The following is a 16,885-nucleotide window of genomic DNA, read 5'->3' as shown; positions in this document are numbered from 1 at the left end:
TATTCACCTATATAAGTTTTATATCTTCGTGTTTTTTAAATTCAATAAGTATAGTCTCAACTATAGTATGTTCCAAAGTTCTGAAACTTCTGGAACCACAAATAAATCTTAATGTAAGAACTACTTTCCCCTCAGAAAGGGAAGTATATACCGTATGAGAGAGATTTTGATAATAAATTGGTTGGGTTTTAGCCGCCATGTCTAAAGCTTCTCTTACTTCCTCTTCCATATTCCCAAGAATATCTTCAGCCTTATCAAGTATTATTTTTTTTGCCTTCTCCCAGTTGCTATCTATAGAAAGCTTTATTTCAATTTCATTCCAACTATACGGAAAACTTCCTGTTCCATTAATAACCTCGATACTTAAGAGCTTTATATTAGGTATATGAATAAGCCTTCCAGTACTTTGTCCATATGCATTACTTGTTTGAGTTACTTCTATTATGGTTGTATAAAACCAATTTATTTCAATTATATCTCCTATACTGTCTCCAATTTTAATTCTATCCCCTAAAGTAAATGGTTTATGAGAATTTATAATTATCCAACCTAAAAAGCTAGATACTAAATCCTTTAGCGCAAATGCAAGTCCTGCTGAAAAAAGTCCTAGAAATGTCATTATGTCTTTTGTTTCATATACCCATACAGGAATTAAAATCACTATAAAAACAATCCTTAAAATATTAGAAATGACTTTTTTTGTAGTCAGTATTTTTGTTGACTTCCAATTAGTCTCATCAACTTTCTTTACTATAACTTTATTAAAAGAATATAGCATTCCAGCTATACCTAATGTAAGCAAAAACTTGGGAATTACCCCAAGCATTCCAAATTTTAAACTTATATATTCAAACCACTGACTTACTTTAACCAAAAATATATGCACCCCTATCCCCTTATTTTAATTTCTATTTTATATAATTTTATTGTTTCTAAGCATTATTTGAAGAACTAGTCTACTTACATTTACTAAATCTTTCACCTTTATATATTCCTCTACAGTATGGTCCTTAGACATTCCAGTTCCCAAATTCACTGTCTTTATTCCTTTAGATGCAAATACATTTACATCACTACCTCCGCCTGTTGATTCTAATTTAAAGGTTACTCCTATTTTATCACAAGCTTCTCTTATTATCTCTAGTATTTCATCATCTTCACTTATTGCATAATTTCCATAGCTCAATTTATTTTCTACATAAACCTCAGCTCCGAATTTTTCTGAAGCCTTTTTAAAACAATCTGTCATATGTTCTATTTGAGTATTTAATTTATCCATGTTTAAACTTCTAGCTTCTGCTTTAATTTCCACATACGGACACACAACATTTGTTGCTTCTCCCCCAATTATAGTCCCAATGTTTGCTGTAGTTTCCTCATCCACTCTTAAAAGCTTCATATTTGAAATTGCATATGCAGCAACTTGAATAGCACTTATCCCATTTTCAGGTTCAACCCCTGCATGAGATGCCTTTCCCTTTATTTTAACTGTAATTTGACTTTCTGCTGGGGCCTTTACAATTACAGCTCCTACCTCCTTTGAACTATCTACTATAAATCCTTTCTTAGATGCCAATCTTTCATATTCTACGCCCTTAGCACCATAAAGTCCTTCTTCTTCTGCTATGGTAAATACTACTTCTATCGGCCCATGAGACAAATTTTTATCCTTTATAGTTCTTATAGCTTCTAAGATAGATGAAATGCCTGCTTTATCATCTCCTGCAAGTATTGTATCCCCACTGCTATATATAACTTCATCTTTAATTATAGGTTTTATGCCCTTACCTGGCTTTACAGTATCCATATGGGCACAAAATAGTATTGACTCTATAGCTAAATCTCCATCTAAATACCCATATACATTATTTGCATTTGATCCTGTATTTTCTCCTGCCGTATCCGTTTCAACCCTCATTCCTAACTCTTTCATCTCTTTTATAAGAGTTTGTGCCATTTCATTTTCATTAAAACTTTCACTATCAATTTTAACATATTCAAAAAATTTATTAATTAGTCTTTCTTTATTTATCACTTTATCATCCCCTATTTCTATAAGTAACATTTAATATAGAAAAGCCCTTTATAAGGACTTTTCCATAGGTTTGTTACTTACTATATCTACTCATAATTATTTAGCTTTATGCTACTTTTTTATTTTTAACTTTTCTTTCGTATCTTCCATAGATTATCAGAGCTGCTATAATAAATACTACTGGTCCTACAATCATCCATATGGTTGACATGTAATCTCCCTTCATTATTGTCGGCTCTATTATAGTAAATAAATTTGCAAATCCAACAGTTAATGTAACAAGAGCTGTTGCTAAAAATGCCATTGAGTAACTTTTAAAGAATTCAAAAGGCTTTCTTATATTAGTATTCTTTTTAAAAGCAGGAAATGCTATTGATAAAAACATGTATGGTAATGTCATCGCTACATTTGTCATCAGTATAAGCCTTGAAAAGAACTTAGAGGCTCCTTCTCCACCAAATGATACTAACGCAATCATAACTGCTACAATACCGCATTGAACCCACATAGCATTAACTGGTATATTATCTTTAGTTTCTTCAATTTTAGGAGTCCAAAGCCCGTGTGGAGTTCCATCAATAAGCTGCTTTAAGGGCGAATAAGAAAGTGCAAAGAATGCCCCTGTCAAAGCTAAGAACATTGATAATCCTACAAATCTTGCTACCCATATTCCAATTTGAACCGATACAACTTCTCCAAGTCCAAATGCTCTTCCAAATTCATATCCAAAATTTTTCATCAATATATACGCTACATTCCCCATATGAATTCTATTGGAGGATAAAACATCTTGCCAGTTAGTAAATACCCCACATAAAAATATTCCAAGTGAATATCCTATAGAAATTACTATCGCAGCTAACGTTATTCCCTTAGGAAAATTAACTCTTGCATTTTCCGTTTCATCAACTAAACCTCCTACAACTTCTATCCCACCGTAACTAAATATAGCAAATACTAAAAATCCCAAAGAAGATATAGTGGTTTGATATCCAGGGTTTGGCGAACTTATAAATGCCCTTCCTCCTTGAAGGGGCTGCGCAAGTGTTCCTCCATTTGCTATGAAAATTAAAACCGCACCTACAATCAAAACTATATTAAGTGCCGCTACTGCAGTACCTCCTATAGAAGTTATTTTAGTTATTTGATCCACACCTTTGGATGCAATGCGAGTTACTAATACTACCCATATTATGCCTAATATCCCGATAACTTGAGTTGAGTTTAGCCCAAATGCTGCCCACGTAGCTGTTCTATCATCTCCAAATATAGATGTTGAAAAAGGTATCCATATACTTGATGATATATTAACCATCCATACGATATAGGATGCATACCACATAAATGTTCCTACAAAAGCAAATTTTGGACCTACAGATTTACTCATCCACGAATAAATCCCTCCCTTTTCTTTTTCAAAAGCAGATCCAAATTCCGCCATCATAAATGCAAAGGGAATAAAAAATGCAAATGCGGCAAATATATACCAGATAATAGCTCCATATCCCATTAAATAATAAGATCTCGGCATGTTTGCAAATCCAAATACAGATGTAAAAATCATCAATACAAGTGCCTTAAGACTTAATTTTTTACTATTCTTTTTATCCATTTAACGAATCACTTCCTTGCATGATTTATAGAATTTATAATTAAATGTATTATTAGCTTGTTCCTCCACAAGGTTTTTATACTTTAAGATTAAGGAAGCGTACTTAAACAATTCTTGTTTTGGATTTAATTATTAAACAAGTATTTTTAATGCATTTTAAAGCTATTTTAAGTTATTTCAAATAATTTGTACTATACAATTAGTCGGAATATGCATCATTTTATACTATTTATGTTTTTATCAATTTGTTATAACTGATATTCCCCTATTTTATTATATTTTATTTATAATAAATTACTTTGTTTCCAATAATATTTTATTAATTGTTTAATTTTGTTATAATATTAATATATACCAAATTTCATAGCAAGTTCAAAAGGAGTGATATTCATGCAATGTCCAAATTGCGACACGGAGATTTTAAACTTAGATTCTAAATTCTGTAGTTGTTGCGGCTATAAGCTTTCTAATTCTGATAATTCAAATTCAACTAAAATAAAATTTCCTATAAATAAAAAAATAATTGCATTTTTAGGCCTGGTATTATTAGTTTTATCTTTTACCATTATTCAATCTTATAGCTCTGTAAATTCCAATCCTGAAAATGTCATCAATGGATTTTTTAATAACTTACAAAATAAAAACTATGAAAAAGCTTTTAAAAATTTAGATACTGCAAAACTTCAATCTTCCCCATTTTTAAGTAAAGAAAGCTTTGGAAAAGCTTTAAGCTTGGCTCCTATTAAAAACTTTACTATAGAAGAAGCAGATACCGCTCTTTATAAGACTATTGGAGAAAAAGTCCATACTATGTTTTATAATGTATCCATTTACTCTGATGAGGTTCCAACCAAAAACTTTATTATAAAACTTACCAAGAAAAATGATGATTGGCTAATAGAACCTTTCCCATTTATAGTTAAAAAATCCATATATATTCCTCAAGATAAAAATATTGAGGTAATAGTAAATGATATAAAATTAGATTTAAAAAATACTAATTCTGATAAAGAATACGACTTTTTCATATACTCTCCTGTGGTGGTTAAGTACCAAGGCTCCAATATCAAGCCTCTAGTTGTAGATATGAATAACTTAAGTGATACAAGCAGTATAGTATTTGAACCTGCAAAAATTACAACTTCAAATCCAGATACCGAAATTTCTAAGGAACATCCTAATATTAAAGACTTAAATAATAATTTAGATTTTATCTTCCCAAATAGTTCTACTCAAGAGCTATCTGTATATGATTTGAAAAACCTAACTAAATATGAATTAGGTATTGCAAGAAATGAGATTTATGCACGCCATGGATATGTATTTAGCCAAGAGCCTTTCAAAAGCTATTTTCAAGACAAAGACTGGTATGTTCCAAATCCTGAATTTAAGGGATTAAACACCGACTTGTATCCCGTAGAGTATAAAAATGTACAGCTTATATTGCAATATGAAAAAAGTAGAGATTAGAACTTTGGTTCTAATCTCTACTTTTTAATTTAGTATTCTTCTAGCAGTAAGATAATCAGATCTCGTAAGCGGAGATATCTTTATTACATCTCCTGTACGTGGAGCATGTATGTACTGATTTCCTCCTATATACATTCCTACATGATGAGGATCATTCCATGTACCAAACAATACTAGATCACCAGGCTGAAGCTCTGAACGTGATACTTCAACTCCATTATGTATTTGATTGTAGGTAGTTCTTCCTATACTAACCCCAAAATGGGCATATACATACTGCATATATCCTGAGCAATCAAATCCGTTTGGAGTTGTTCCCCCCCAAAGATATGGCACCCCTAAAAAGTTTTGTGCATAAGCTACTACACTACTTCCTGATACAGAGCCATTATTGTTTTCACCCCTTGAAGGTGTAGACCCATTATTACTATTATTACCATTGCCACCACTATTACCATTTGAACTATTATTTGCTGCTGCTTGTCGTCTTGCAGCTTCTTCTGCTGCTGCTTTTGCATTAGCTTCATTTATTGCTTGTAATGTTGAATTTACTGCTACCTGCGAAGTATTTATTTTTGATGCATAAATCTTCTTTTCACTATTTAAGTCTTGAATGAGCCTCTTTTGCTCAGCAGCAGATTCTTTTATCTCCGCTAACTTCTTTTCACTATTATTCTTAAATGCTACTAAGTTTTGTTTTTCTTTATCTAACTCACTTTTCTTAGCATTCAAAACTTCTCTTTGAGACTCCATTTCAGCAAATATTTCTTTATCATATTTCATTACTCTTCTTACATTTTCAACTCTACTCATAAGATCAGAGAATCCTTCTGCCTCAACAAGAACATCTAAGTAAGAAGCTTGTCCATTAACATATAAGGCTCTCACTCTTTTATTAAACAAGTCCTGCTGCTTTTCCAAATCTTCTTCTGCTTTAGTTATATCCTTATTTACTTGCTCGATATTTGCTTCGGTTTTTGATATTTTACTTTTGTATCCTTCAACCTCTGCAAGTGCCTTTTGTATTTTATTGTCCAAATGCTCTATAGCGATTTCTTTTTCTTCCAATTTTTTTGTTATATCTTCATATGTCTTTTTTTCTTGTTCTAATCTCTGCTTTTGAATTTGCAGCTGCTTTGATAAAGGCGCTGCAGATACCACACTACTATTAATGAAAATCACTGTTAGTATACTAGCATAAATTTTTAATTTCTTATTCAAGTTCCCACCCCTTGTCCATGTTTCCTTATAGATTATCACATCTTAATTTATGAAGATGTTTCATTACTTAAATTATACTTAGTAATTACCTCCACATTATATGGAATAATTATGAATATTTTATGTAGGAAATTTTACTTTGATACTATTATATCATTTAAATTGATACTTTTTACATATTTTTTTATTATTTTTAAGTTTTTTTCCATAATTTTCGCTAATATAAGAATATGTGCTTTATAAGGGGATTATATAAACAAAAATATGAGAGCATATATAGATTTGAATTCAAACAAATCTATATATGCTCTCATATAACTTTACTATTATCTTAGTACTCTTCTTCCTGTTATAAAGTCCCTTCTAGTCATTGCTGAAAATTTAATTACTTCTCCTGTACGTGGAGCATGTATATATGTATTATTTCCTGCATATATTCCCATATGTGTAGGACCAGACTTCCCAAAAAATACTAAATCCCCTGGTTGTAGTTCTCCTCTGGATACGGAAACTCCATTATTTATTTGGTCATATGTAGTTCTACCTAAACTAACTCCAAAATGTCTAAATACATATTGAGTAAACCCCGAACAATCAAATCCATTTGGAGTAGTTCCTCCCCATAGATAAGGGGTTCCTAAAAACTTCTGAGCATAAGCTAGTACTTGCCCTGCATCTCCACTAACTGTTCCTCCTCTAGAAGGAGTTGAGTTCATTGTATTTTTAACGTTAGAATTACTACTAGTTGTAGCAACCTGAATATTTGCGGCGTATACCCTTGATTCTTGATTTAGCTTAGCAATTAACTTCTTTTGTTCATTCATATCTTCTCTTGCTTTTATAAGCTTGCTTTCGCTATCCTTCTTTAAAACTAGAAGCTTTTCCTTTTCATTAGTTAACTGTTTTTTCTTATTATTTATTTGCTCCTTATTGGCCTTAATTGAAGTCAATACCTTCTTGTCATGGCCAAGTATACTTTTAACCATGTCAATTCTTGATATAAAATCTCCAAATCCTTCTGATTCAAACAGCACCTCTATGTATCCTGTTTGTCCACTTATGTACATAACTCTCATTCTGTCTTTAAATTTCTCTTGTTGCTCCTGTAACTTTTTCTCAGCTTCCTTTAGTTCTTCATCTGATTTCTTAATACTTTTTTCCGTTTCACCTATTCTTTTCTTGTAGCTTTCTACCTCCGATAAAGTAGATTCTATCTTGTTGTCAAATTGTTCTATTTTATTTTCCGCTTCTTCTATTCTGTCCTGTATGCTTCCTGTAACCTGTCTATTATTTATACGCTGTGTTGAATTTACCCTCGGCGCAGCTTGTACAGTACTACTACTCATAAGTACAACTGTAAGTATGCTTGCATAAATTTTTATTCTTTTATTCAAGACATCCCCCTCCTTTTCCTTTAAAGTTTATAGTACGCCATCTTTATTGTAAAAGATATTGAATAATTTATCAATAAAAGCTGAAATTTTTTTAATGGCATACCTTCCTAATATAGGTATATATGTCATTCTATATAGGTAAGAATACCTTAAACACGGTTCCTTCATTTATGTTACTTTCCACAATCACCTTCCCATTATGTGCCTCTATAACACTCCTTACTATGGCCAGCCCTATTCCAGCTCCCCCTGTTATCCGAGTTCTCGACTTGTCAGCTCTATAGAAACGCTCAAAAATATGAGGTAAATCTTCCTTGGAAATCCCAATACCTGTATCCCTTACAGTTAAGACAATATTCTTGTTTTCTTCCTCTAAAATAACATCTACATTTCCGCCTTCTTTTGTATACTTTAAGGCATTTGATAATAAGTTTACTACTATCTGACTTATCTTATCTTTATCCCCAGTTATACATTTACTTAAACTTTTATATTTCATATCTACATTTTTATTTATATATTCATTTTCAAAATTCATTATTATATTTCCTATAAGTTCTCCAATATTAAACTTTGATTTATTAAGTAAAAACTTATCACTTTCATATCTTGATAGTTTCTCTAAATCTCCAACTAACTTGTTTATTCTTATGGATTCTTCATGACAACTTTTAATTCTTTCAATAGTAGGTTCCCATACTCCATCAATCATTGCTTCCATATGACTTTGAAGTGTAGTCAAAGGTGTTCTAAGTTCATGAGCCACATCCTGAGTTAATCTTTTTCTTAAATACTCTTGATTTTCTAGAGTTTTTGCCAAGTCATTTATTGTATCAATAAGATTTTTAATTTCTACTACATTAGATACTTCATTTATTCTATTTTTATATTCCCCTCTACGAATACCCTTGGATGCCTTTATAACTTTATATAAAGGCCTTGCTAGTGCAGAAGCCATAATAAGTCCAACCATTATAGCCATTAATAAGGATACCGTTCCTACTCCTATAAACAAAGCATTTAGCTTTTTTAAGAAAGCTAAATCATTATCACTATAGTAGAATGGTCCATAATATCCAACTTTTACACTGCCAATAATGTTATTTGCATTAACCATAGGATATTTAATTTCCACGTATTTACCCTTCCAATTTGAATATCTATCCATCATATTCTTTGCCATATTTGTAAGTATTGCTTCACACCGTCCACTATCATAAACACTTGCATCCCATATAATTTCATCATTACTATTTGATATGCTTATAATAAGTCCATTTTCTAAAGCTTCGACTCCTACAGCTTCTATAAATGCTAAATTTACATCTCCATCTTTACTAAATTGATCAGTAATAGAGGCCACTACTCCCTTTACCTTATTTTCATGGGCGGATAGTACATAGCTTTTGAACTGCTTTTCTAAAAATATATTAGAAAATATACCTATTAAGAATACACATATCATTGCTACCATTATGTAAGACATCACAAGCCTTTTCCTTAAAGTTACCATATCTAAGCTTCACCACCAAACTTATATCCTACTCCGTGTACTGTTTTTATGTATTGAGGTTTTCTAGTGTCTCTTTCTATCTTCCTTCTTAAATTCTTAATATGCGAATCTATAACTCTATCAAAGCCCTCAAAATCCTCTCCCAAGGCTTTACAAACTAACTCTTCTCGAGTAAATACTTTATTAGGATATTTAATCATAGCTACAAGTATATTAAGTTCTGTGCTAGTTAAATTTATTATTTCTCCATCTCTTTTAACCTCATAAGTTGAAGCATCTACAGTCAACTCATCATTATTGTAAGAATAGTAATTTGAAAGAAGTCCCATATCTTCTTCAGATCTTCTAAGAAGTGCTATAACCCTTGCAACTAATTGCTTAGGACTAAATGGCTTTGTAACATAATCATCTGCCCCTATATCAAATCCGTTTAAAATGCTATCTTCCTCCACCTTTGCTGTAAGCATTATAATAGGAACTCTAGACACCGCTCTTATACTTTTGCACACTTCCTCTCCGGTTAAATCTGGAAGCATTAAATCCAATATAACTAAAGAAGGATTTAACTCATTAAACTTCTCTAAAGCCTCTATTCCAGTTACTGCTTCATGCACTTCAAATTCCTCTTTTTGCAAGTAAGACTTTACTACCTCCAAAATTTTCATTTCATCATCCACTAGTAAAATTTTCTTTTTATTCATGGTATGTCTCCTTAAACTTTCAAGTTATATATTATATTAAAACACTAATTGCTTTTTATACACAATAGTCAAATAATTATATATTAAAATAGAGGTAAGTCTTTAAGTGACTTACCTCTATTTTATGTTATGGGGAGTTTTAGGGTTAATGGGTTAACAGATAATAGAATTAATATATCAACAAAATGTGTAGAAAATATGAAAAATCACTTGGTAAAACTTACAACAAAATTGTTATAATTCGTGCAATGCCAGTAGTAATAAGGCAAACAGTAAAAGCAATCCCTGTTGGAATTAGCATCCCAAGCAAAGTCCACTTTTTACTTCCTGTTTCTTTTTTTATAGTTAAAATTGTGGTTGCACAAGGCCAATGAAGCAAGCTAAATAGCATCATGTTTAAAGCCGTTAGATAGGTCCACCCATGGCTTAATAAAATTTGCCTCAGAGAATCTATACTTTCAAATTCAACCATAGAACCAGTTGACAAATAAGACATTAAAAGTATAGGCAGTACAATTTCATTTGCAGGTAGTCCTAAAATAAATGCCATTAAAATGTATCCATCTAGCCCTATTAACTTAGCTAATGGCTGTAGTAAATTCGCAGCACGAGCTATTATACTTAAATCTCCAATATATACATTCCCAAGTATCCACGTAAGAGCCCCTGCTGGTGCTGCAACAGTTATGGCTCTTCCTAGCACAAATATGGTTCTATCAATAATAGATGTATATAAAATTCTTCCGAATTGAGGTTTTCTATAAGGAGGAAGCTCCAATGTAAAACTTGAAGGTACACCCTTAAGCAGGGTTTTAGAAAGTGTATATGAAACAATCAATGTAACTATTACTCCAATTACAACCATTATAGTAATGGCCAAGGTTGGATAGATATTTGAAATTTTATTATTACTTGTAAGCAAAAATACTGAGGAAATAGCAATCAGCGTTGGAAATCTTCCATTACAAGGCATAAAATTATTTGTTAGTATTGCAATAATTCTTTCTCTAGGCGACTCAATAATTCTGCATCCAACAATACCTGCTGCATTACATCCGATTCCCATACACATTGTTAAGCACTGTTTTCCATGAGCGCAAGCTTTTTTGAAGAGATGGTCTAAGTTAAATGCTACCCTTGGCAAATACCCTAAATCCTCAAGTAGTGTAAACAGCGGAAAAAATATTGCCATCGGAGGAAGCATTACAGAGACCACCCATGCTAAGGTTCGATAAAGACCAAGTACTAAAACTCCATAAAGCCAAGCTGGTGCATCAATCTGGTTAAACCATTTAGTTAGAACTTCTTCAAATCCAAATAGCAAATTTGAGAGAACTTTTGAAGGTATGTTAGCTCCCGTTATTGTAAGCCAAAATATCATTGCTAATATTAGAAGCATTATTGGGATGCCAAAAATCCTTGATGTTATATAATTATCAATAATTCTATCCCTACTATTTTTGCTTTTATCTTTAGTTACATATTTGTCCCTAATATATTCTGCTTTTTTGTAAATTTGATAGGTTATATCATCCCTTATTTCCCTTTTTTCATGAGTTAACCTTAAATTTTCTGCACTCCTTAATAACTCCTCAGATATATTTGCATCTATTCCTTTTAAAATCGTACTTGTAATGCCTTTATCTCCATCAATAAGACGTAGCGAAAGCCATCTTGAGTTAACAACTTGTACTCTTTCCTCTGCAAACGGCTGCATATGATTGATCATCTCTTCGATATAATCTTGATATATTATCTTTTTAGGGTTTGGTTTTATCTCCCCAGAAGAAACCTTATAAACTGCCTCCTTTAATTCCTCTATACCAATATTACTTCTTGCTGCTGAAAGTATCACAGGTATTCCAAGCTCTTCCTCTATCCCTTTACTGTTAATTATTATACCCTTCTTCTTTGCTTCATCTATTAAATTAATACATAGTATTACGTTGTCTGTAAGTTCCATCACTTGATAGGCTAAATTCATGTTTCTTTCAAGACAAGTTGCATCCGTTACAACAATAACTGCATCAGGATTTCCAAAGCAAATAAAATCCCTTGCAACTTCTTCTTCCACAGAGGATGCAAAAATCGAATAGGTTCCAGGCAAGTCTACTAGTATATATTCTGTATCTTTTACCTCGAATTCTCCCCTTGCATTTGCAACAGTCTTTCCAGGCCAATTTCCTGTATGCTGGTGAAGTCCAGTTAAAGCATTAAACACAGTACTTTTTCCGGTGTTCGGATTCCCAGCTAATGCTATAACGTATTGTCCTTCCTTTTTGTCCACCTTGTATAGTTCAGTTAGTGCTTCCATCCCTGTGGACTTATAGGTCAGCCCCATCTTAAATCCTCCTATTAATTGCTGCATAATTTATAGAAATCTTTGATTTCGTTATAAATTAGCACATCTCAATTTATTTGAGATGTTTCATTTAACTAATATTTAAGAAATCATTATTAACGATGCTTCTTCTTTTCTTAAGGCAATCATCGCTCCTCTAATATCATATACTGTTGGATCTCCTGAAGGCCCTCTTCTTATAACCTCTATATTTGTACCTTTGGTAACTCCTAAAGCAAGCATTCTTTCTCTTAACAATCCTTGCGCAAATATATCTTGAACTTCTACAAAGTTTCCTACCTTTGCATTATTTAAAGTCTCCATTTTTAATGAACCCCTCACTTTTTTTATAATTGTTAGCTTAGGCTAACTTTTAATATTAGCTAATGTTATCTTATGCATTTTGTTCTATAAGGGTGAGTGATTAAAAGAAAATTACCAAGGAATTTTATAACTCTTAGGATTTGGGTAAAAGAATAACTGAACAAAAAAATTAAGGTGATTTCCACCTTGTTTTTTCTTATTATATATAATTATCATAGTACAAGAAACTACTGTAACTAATACAATACATCTTAAAGGCCTAGTGATTCACAGCTAAGCCTTTAACTATGGTTTTAGCTACTAAATAATAGGAATTAGAGATTGTAAAACCTAATAGCATACAAAAGTATCTATTTTATTTGTATCAATTCCAAAGTATTTCCAACCAGTTCTGGTCCACATATAGCCTGCAACAGAAGTTCCTCCTACAAAGGTTAAATAGGCCCAAAACGACTGTCCATTTGTAAGCCAAATATATATATATCTATTATCGCATGGTTTTACAGCACCAGGTTGAGGACCTGCACTTTGAGGCTTAGGTGGTATAGTTTTGGGTGGTGGTGGGATTTGAATCTCCTGAGGACTTCCTGGCATGCCTGGCTGCTCAAGCTGTCTATTATATTTATTTGTCTCTTGCATAAATGGACATCTAAATTTTTTTAAATAATATTGATAATAAGGGCACATGTTCCTATCTGGATAAGTGTATTCTCCATTCTTGTCTAAATCTCTAATATCAAATCCATCATAAAAAATTGACAATTAATAATACACCTCTTTTTAATATTTCATTAATATTATATGTAATGATGTAAAAATTGCCATATATAAAATAAACTTATTTCATAAAAACTTCATAAATTGTTTATTGCGTAGCACCCTACAACGAAATTTTCCTTCGTAATATTTATTCTTTATGTTATAATATTAATATCGTAATATTTAAATATAGCAATACAGAGGATGGTGCATATATGGACAAAATACTACTTGCAGTGTTTGCAGCTGTTGCCCTTTTTAACATACTTAGAAGAAGGTCTATTGTAAACAATGAAAATGTAAAAAATCTTTCTCCTGAGGAAACCTATAGATTTATAAATCAAAGTAAAGACGTTATTATATTAGATGTTAGAACAAAAGAAGAGTTTAGTTCTGGCCATATACCTAATGCAAAATCTTTTCCTATACATGAGATGCCTTCTAGAATTAATGAACTTGAAGAATTTAAAAATAAGCCCATTCTTGTTTACTGTGCCTCTGGCGGAAGAAGCCCTATGGCAATTAAGCATTTATTGAAGAACAACTTCACTAACGTATATCACTTAAATAAGGGTATTTCTGCTTGGAAGTATCCAGTAAAATAATAAATAACAGTTGTTATTTATCATATTTAAAACTATAATTAATATTATAATAGTGACTAATAAATATCCCCTTATTTGGATTTAAAACTCTTAATAAAGGGATGCATGAAGGCATGCATCATTCTAATTGCAAGGATTATTCTAAGCAAAAGGACACGAAGTGCTATAGCTTAATTTTGGTAAGACAAAATTCTGCTCTTCTACCCTTTTGGGGTAGAAGAGCTTTTATTTTTATCTCGAGTATTTCATATAAAGGAGTGTATTAATAATGAGAGAGTATAAATCAGAGGAATTCATAATTGATTCAGAGATACTACAAACAATAGATCAAGGCAAAAAACTTTCCAAAGATAAAGAATACGTGAAATCACTTTTAGAAAAAGCTAAATTATACAAAGGACTTACACCTAAAGAAGCTGGGGTTTTGTTAAGTGTAAATGATGAGGATATACTAGAAGAAATATATACAGTTGCTAAGGACATTAAAGAAAAGATATATGGAAGAAGAATTGTTATGTTTGCTCCATTATATGTAAGTGATTACTGCGTAAATGGATGCACATATTGTGGATATAAGTGTTCTAACTCTTCCTTAACAAGAAGAAAACTTAGCATGGAAGAAATAGCTGAAGAAGTTAAAATCCTTGAATCCATGGGACATAAAAGACTTGCCTTAGAAGCCGGAGAAGACCCTATAAATTGCTCATTAGATTATATAATTGACTGCATAAAAACCATATACTCATTAAAGTTTGAGAACGGAAGTATAAGACGTATAAATGTAAACATAGCTGCAACTACAGTGGAAGATTATAAAAGATTAAAGGACGCAGATATTGGTACTTATATTTTATTCCAAGAAACTTATCATAAAGATACTTACGAAAAAATACATCCAAATGGACCAAAGCATAATTATGACTATCATACTACAGCTCATCACAGAGCAAGAATGGCAGGAATCGATGATGTAGGAATTGGAGTACTCTACGGACTTTATGATTACAAATATGAAACCATAGCTATGCTAATGCATGCTGATCACTTAGAAAAAGCTACAGGGGTTGGACCTCACACAATATCTTTCCCAAGAATTAGACCTGCTGAAGGAGTATCCTTGAAAGATTACCCATACTTAGTTTCTGATGAGGAATTTAAAAGAATTGTAGCTGTTGTAAGACTTGCAGTCCCATACACTGGAATGATACTTTCAACAAGAGAAGATACTGATTTCAGAAATGAAGTTATAAATCTTGGAATATCTCAAGTAAGCTCTGGCTCCTGTACTGGAGTTGGTGGCTATACAGATTCTCAAAAAATAGAACATCAAAAACCTCAATTTGTTGTAGGAGACCATAGAAGTCCACTTCAAATTATAAAAGACTTATGCAAAGATGGATATATTCCAAGTTACTGTACTGCTTGCTATAGAGAAGGAAGAACTGGCGATAGATTTATGAGACTTGCAAAGACAGGTCAAATATGTAACGTTTGTCAACCAAACGCATTACTTACATTAAAAGAATTTTTACTTGATTATGGCGACGAAGAATCAAAAATCCTTGGAAACAAAGTTATAGCAGAAGAACTTACAAAAATATCAAATGAGAAGGCTAAAGAAGAGACAATTAGTAGACTTAAACGAGTTGAAAATGGTGAAAGAGATTTAAGATTTTAGTCCTTAAAATGATTTTATCACAAAGGAGAATTAACAATGCTAGATACACCTAAAGCAAATAGACTTCATATAGGAGTTTTTGGTAGAAGAAATGCTGGAAAATCAAGCCTTGTAAACGCCTTAACTTCTCAAAATTTATCTGTGGTTTCGGATATAGCTGGAACCACTACAGATCCTGTATTTAAGGCAATGGAGCTTTTACCTATAGGCCCTGTTATGATAATAGACACTGCAGGACTTGATGATGAAGGAGCTCTTGGAGATCTTAGAATAGAAAAAACCTTAGATGTGATGGATAAGACAGATATTGCGCTTCTTTTATTTACAGGAAACTCTAAAGACTTTTCTATGGAAAGTACTTGGCTTAATGAACTCCATAATAAGAAAGTACCTGTTATTGGAGTTATAAATAAGATAGATTCATACAAGTTAAATGAAGATAACTTGAAAAAAGATTTTAATATACCCTTTGTAAGTATTAGTGCTGAAAATAAAATAAACATATCTGGGCTCAAAGAAGCAATAATTGAAAATGCTCCTTTAGACTTTGAAAGAGAAAGTATTGTGGGCGATATACTAAACCCTAAAGATATGGTAATTGTAGTTGCCCCTCAAGATATTCAAGCTCCCAAAGGAAGGCTTATTCTACCTCAAGTTCAAGTAATAAGAGATATTTTAGATCATGATGCTATGGCTCTTACCGTAAAAACTACAGAACTTGAAGACATTTTAAAGTCTTTAAATAAAATGCCTGATTTAGTTATTACAGACTCTCAAGTATTTAAGGAAGTTAATTCAATACTTGACCCATCTATTCCTTTAACATCCTTTTCCATACTTATGGCAAGGTATAAAGGGGACATAAATATGTTTAAAGATGGTGCAAATGCAATAGAAGACTTGAAGCCTGGAGATAAAGTACTCATTGCAGAAGGCTGCACTCATCATGCTCTTAAGGGAGATATAGCAAGAGAAAAGCTGCCTAGCTGGATAGAACAAAAGGTAGGGGGAAAACTTCAAATAGATGTGAAGTCTGGCAATGACTTTCCTCATGATTTAACAGAATACAAACTTGTAGTTCACTGTGGAAGCTGTATGTTTACAAGAAAACAGCTTTTATCTAGGCTTTCACGATGCAAAGAACAAAATGTACCTATAACAAACTTTGGAGTATGTATTGCAAAGCTTAACGGAATACTTGATAAGGTTACAAAGATGTTTTAAAAAGAGAC

The 16,885-nt window shown here is 32.0% G+C and carries 14 protein-coding genes; 4 read left to right on the top strand and 10 right to left on the bottom strand.

Translation table 11 applies throughout. The annotated features are described in order from the left end of the window. Positions 1 to 7: 7 nt before the first annotated feature. From BSD9I1_RS01860 to yjeM, 3 genes are all read right to left on the bottom strand, one after another. Positions 8 to 874, bottom strand: a complete 867-nt coding sequence (locus BSD9I1_RS01860) for a mechanosensitive ion channel family protein (RefSeq protein ID WP_242966379.1) — start codon at positions 872 to 874, stop codon at positions 8 to 10. 39 nt (positions 875 to 913) lie between these two features. Then, on the bottom strand, positions 914 to 2,035 hold the full coding sequence (locus BSD9I1_RS01855; protein WP_186428874.1) for a M20/M25/M40 family metallo-hydrolase: 1,122 nt from the start codon (positions 2,033 to 2,035) through the stop codon (positions 914 to 916). A 106-nt stretch (positions 2,036 to 2,141) separates the two neighbouring features. Beyond that, complete coding sequence (yjeM, locus tag BSD9I1_RS01850) at positions 2,142 to 3,647, bottom strand: glutamate/gamma-aminobutyrate family transporter YjeM (RefSeq protein WP_186428873.1); 1,506 nt, start codon at positions 3,645 to 3,647, stop codon at positions 2,142 to 2,144. A 390-nt stretch (positions 3,648 to 4,037) separates the two neighbouring features. Here yjeM and BSD9I1_RS01845 point away from each other — a divergent pair, with 390 nt between their 5' ends. Then, positions 4,038 to 5,117, top strand: a complete 1,080-nt coding sequence (locus BSD9I1_RS01845) for a YARHG domain-containing protein (RefSeq protein WP_186428872.1) — start codon at positions 4,038 to 4,040, stop codon at positions 5,115 to 5,117. Between the two features lie 24 nt (positions 5,118 to 5,141). On the opposite strand, the gene BSD9I1_RS01840 is transcribed toward BSD9I1_RS01845, so the two are convergent. The 7 genes from BSD9I1_RS01840 to BSD9I1_RS01810 form a co-directional block, all read right to left on the bottom strand. Continuing rightward, positions 5,142 to 6,338, bottom strand: a complete 1,197-nt coding sequence (locus BSD9I1_RS01840; protein WP_186428871.1) for a C40 family peptidase — start codon at positions 6,336 to 6,338, stop codon at positions 5,142 to 5,144. A gap of 326 nt (positions 6,339 to 6,664) precedes the next feature. Further along, positions 6,665 to 7,732 (bottom strand): NlpC/P60 family protein, encoded by a 1,068-nt coding sequence (locus BSD9I1_RS01835; RefSeq protein WP_186428870.1) that lies wholly within the window; start codon positions 7,730 to 7,732, stop codon positions 6,665 to 6,667. A 130-nt stretch (positions 7,733 to 7,862) separates the two neighbouring features. Further along, positions 7,863 to 9,245, bottom strand: a complete 1,383-nt coding sequence (locus tag BSD9I1_RS01830) for a cell wall metabolism sensor histidine kinase WalK (RefSeq protein ID WP_186428869.1) — start codon at positions 9,243 to 9,245, stop codon at positions 7,863 to 7,865. A 2-nt stretch (positions 9,246 to 9,247) separates the two neighbouring features. Continuing rightward, positions 9,248 to 9,946, bottom strand: a complete 699-nt coding sequence (locus BSD9I1_RS01825; RefSeq protein ID WP_186428868.1) for a response regulator transcription factor — start codon at positions 9,944 to 9,946, stop codon at positions 9,248 to 9,250. A gap of 220 nt (positions 9,947 to 10,166) precedes the next feature. Continuing rightward, positions 10,167 to 12,287 carry a ferrous iron transport protein B gene (feoB, locus tag BSD9I1_RS01820; RefSeq protein ID WP_186428867.1) on the bottom strand — a complete coding sequence of 707 codons (2,121 nt, stop codon included), beginning with the start codon at positions 12,285 to 12,287 and terminating at the stop codon, positions 10,167 to 10,169. 102 nt (positions 12,288 to 12,389) lie between these two features. After that, positions 12,390 to 12,611, bottom strand: a complete 222-nt coding sequence (locus BSD9I1_RS01815) for a FeoA family protein (protein WP_035307220.1) — start codon at positions 12,609 to 12,611, stop codon at positions 12,390 to 12,392. Positions 12,612 to 12,941: 330 nt separating this feature from the next. Next, positions 12,942 to 13,373, bottom strand: a complete 432-nt coding sequence (locus BSD9I1_RS01810; protein ID WP_186428866.1) for a hypothetical protein — start codon at positions 13,371 to 13,373, stop codon at positions 12,942 to 12,944. A gap of 212 nt (positions 13,374 to 13,585) precedes the next feature. On the opposite strand from BSD9I1_RS01810, the gene BSD9I1_RS01805 reads away from it, so the two are divergent. The 3 genes from BSD9I1_RS01805 (at position 13,586) to hydF (ending at position 16,877) form a co-directional block, all read left to right on the top strand. Continuing rightward, a complete protein-coding gene (locus BSD9I1_RS01805; protein ID WP_186428865.1) occupies positions 13,586 to 13,975 on the top strand; it encodes a rhodanese-like domain-containing protein in 390 nt (129 codons plus the stop codon). A gap of 268 nt (positions 13,976 to 14,243) precedes the next feature. Then, entirely contained in the window at positions 14,244 to 15,653 is a 1,410-nt protein-coding gene (gene hydG, locus BSD9I1_RS01800) for a [FeFe] hydrogenase H-cluster radical SAM maturase HydG (protein ID WP_186428864.1), read from the top strand. A 36-nt stretch (positions 15,654 to 15,689) separates the two neighbouring features. Then, positions 15,690 to 16,877: a [FeFe] hydrogenase H-cluster maturation GTPase HydF gene (gene hydF, locus BSD9I1_RS01795; protein WP_186428863.1), complete on the top strand. Its 1,188-nt coding sequence runs from the start codon at positions 15,690 to 15,692 to the stop codon at positions 16,875 to 16,877. Positions 16,878 to 16,885: the final 8 nt, after the last annotated feature.

It is taken from the genome of Clostridium sp. BSD9I1 (assembly GCF_900185645.1).
Taxonomy (GTDB): Bacteria; Bacillota; Clostridia; order Clostridiales; family Clostridiaceae; genus Clostridium_AK.
The sequence above is the reverse complement of the archived record's forward strand: the minus strand, read 5'-3'. Positions and strand labels throughout refer to the sequence as shown.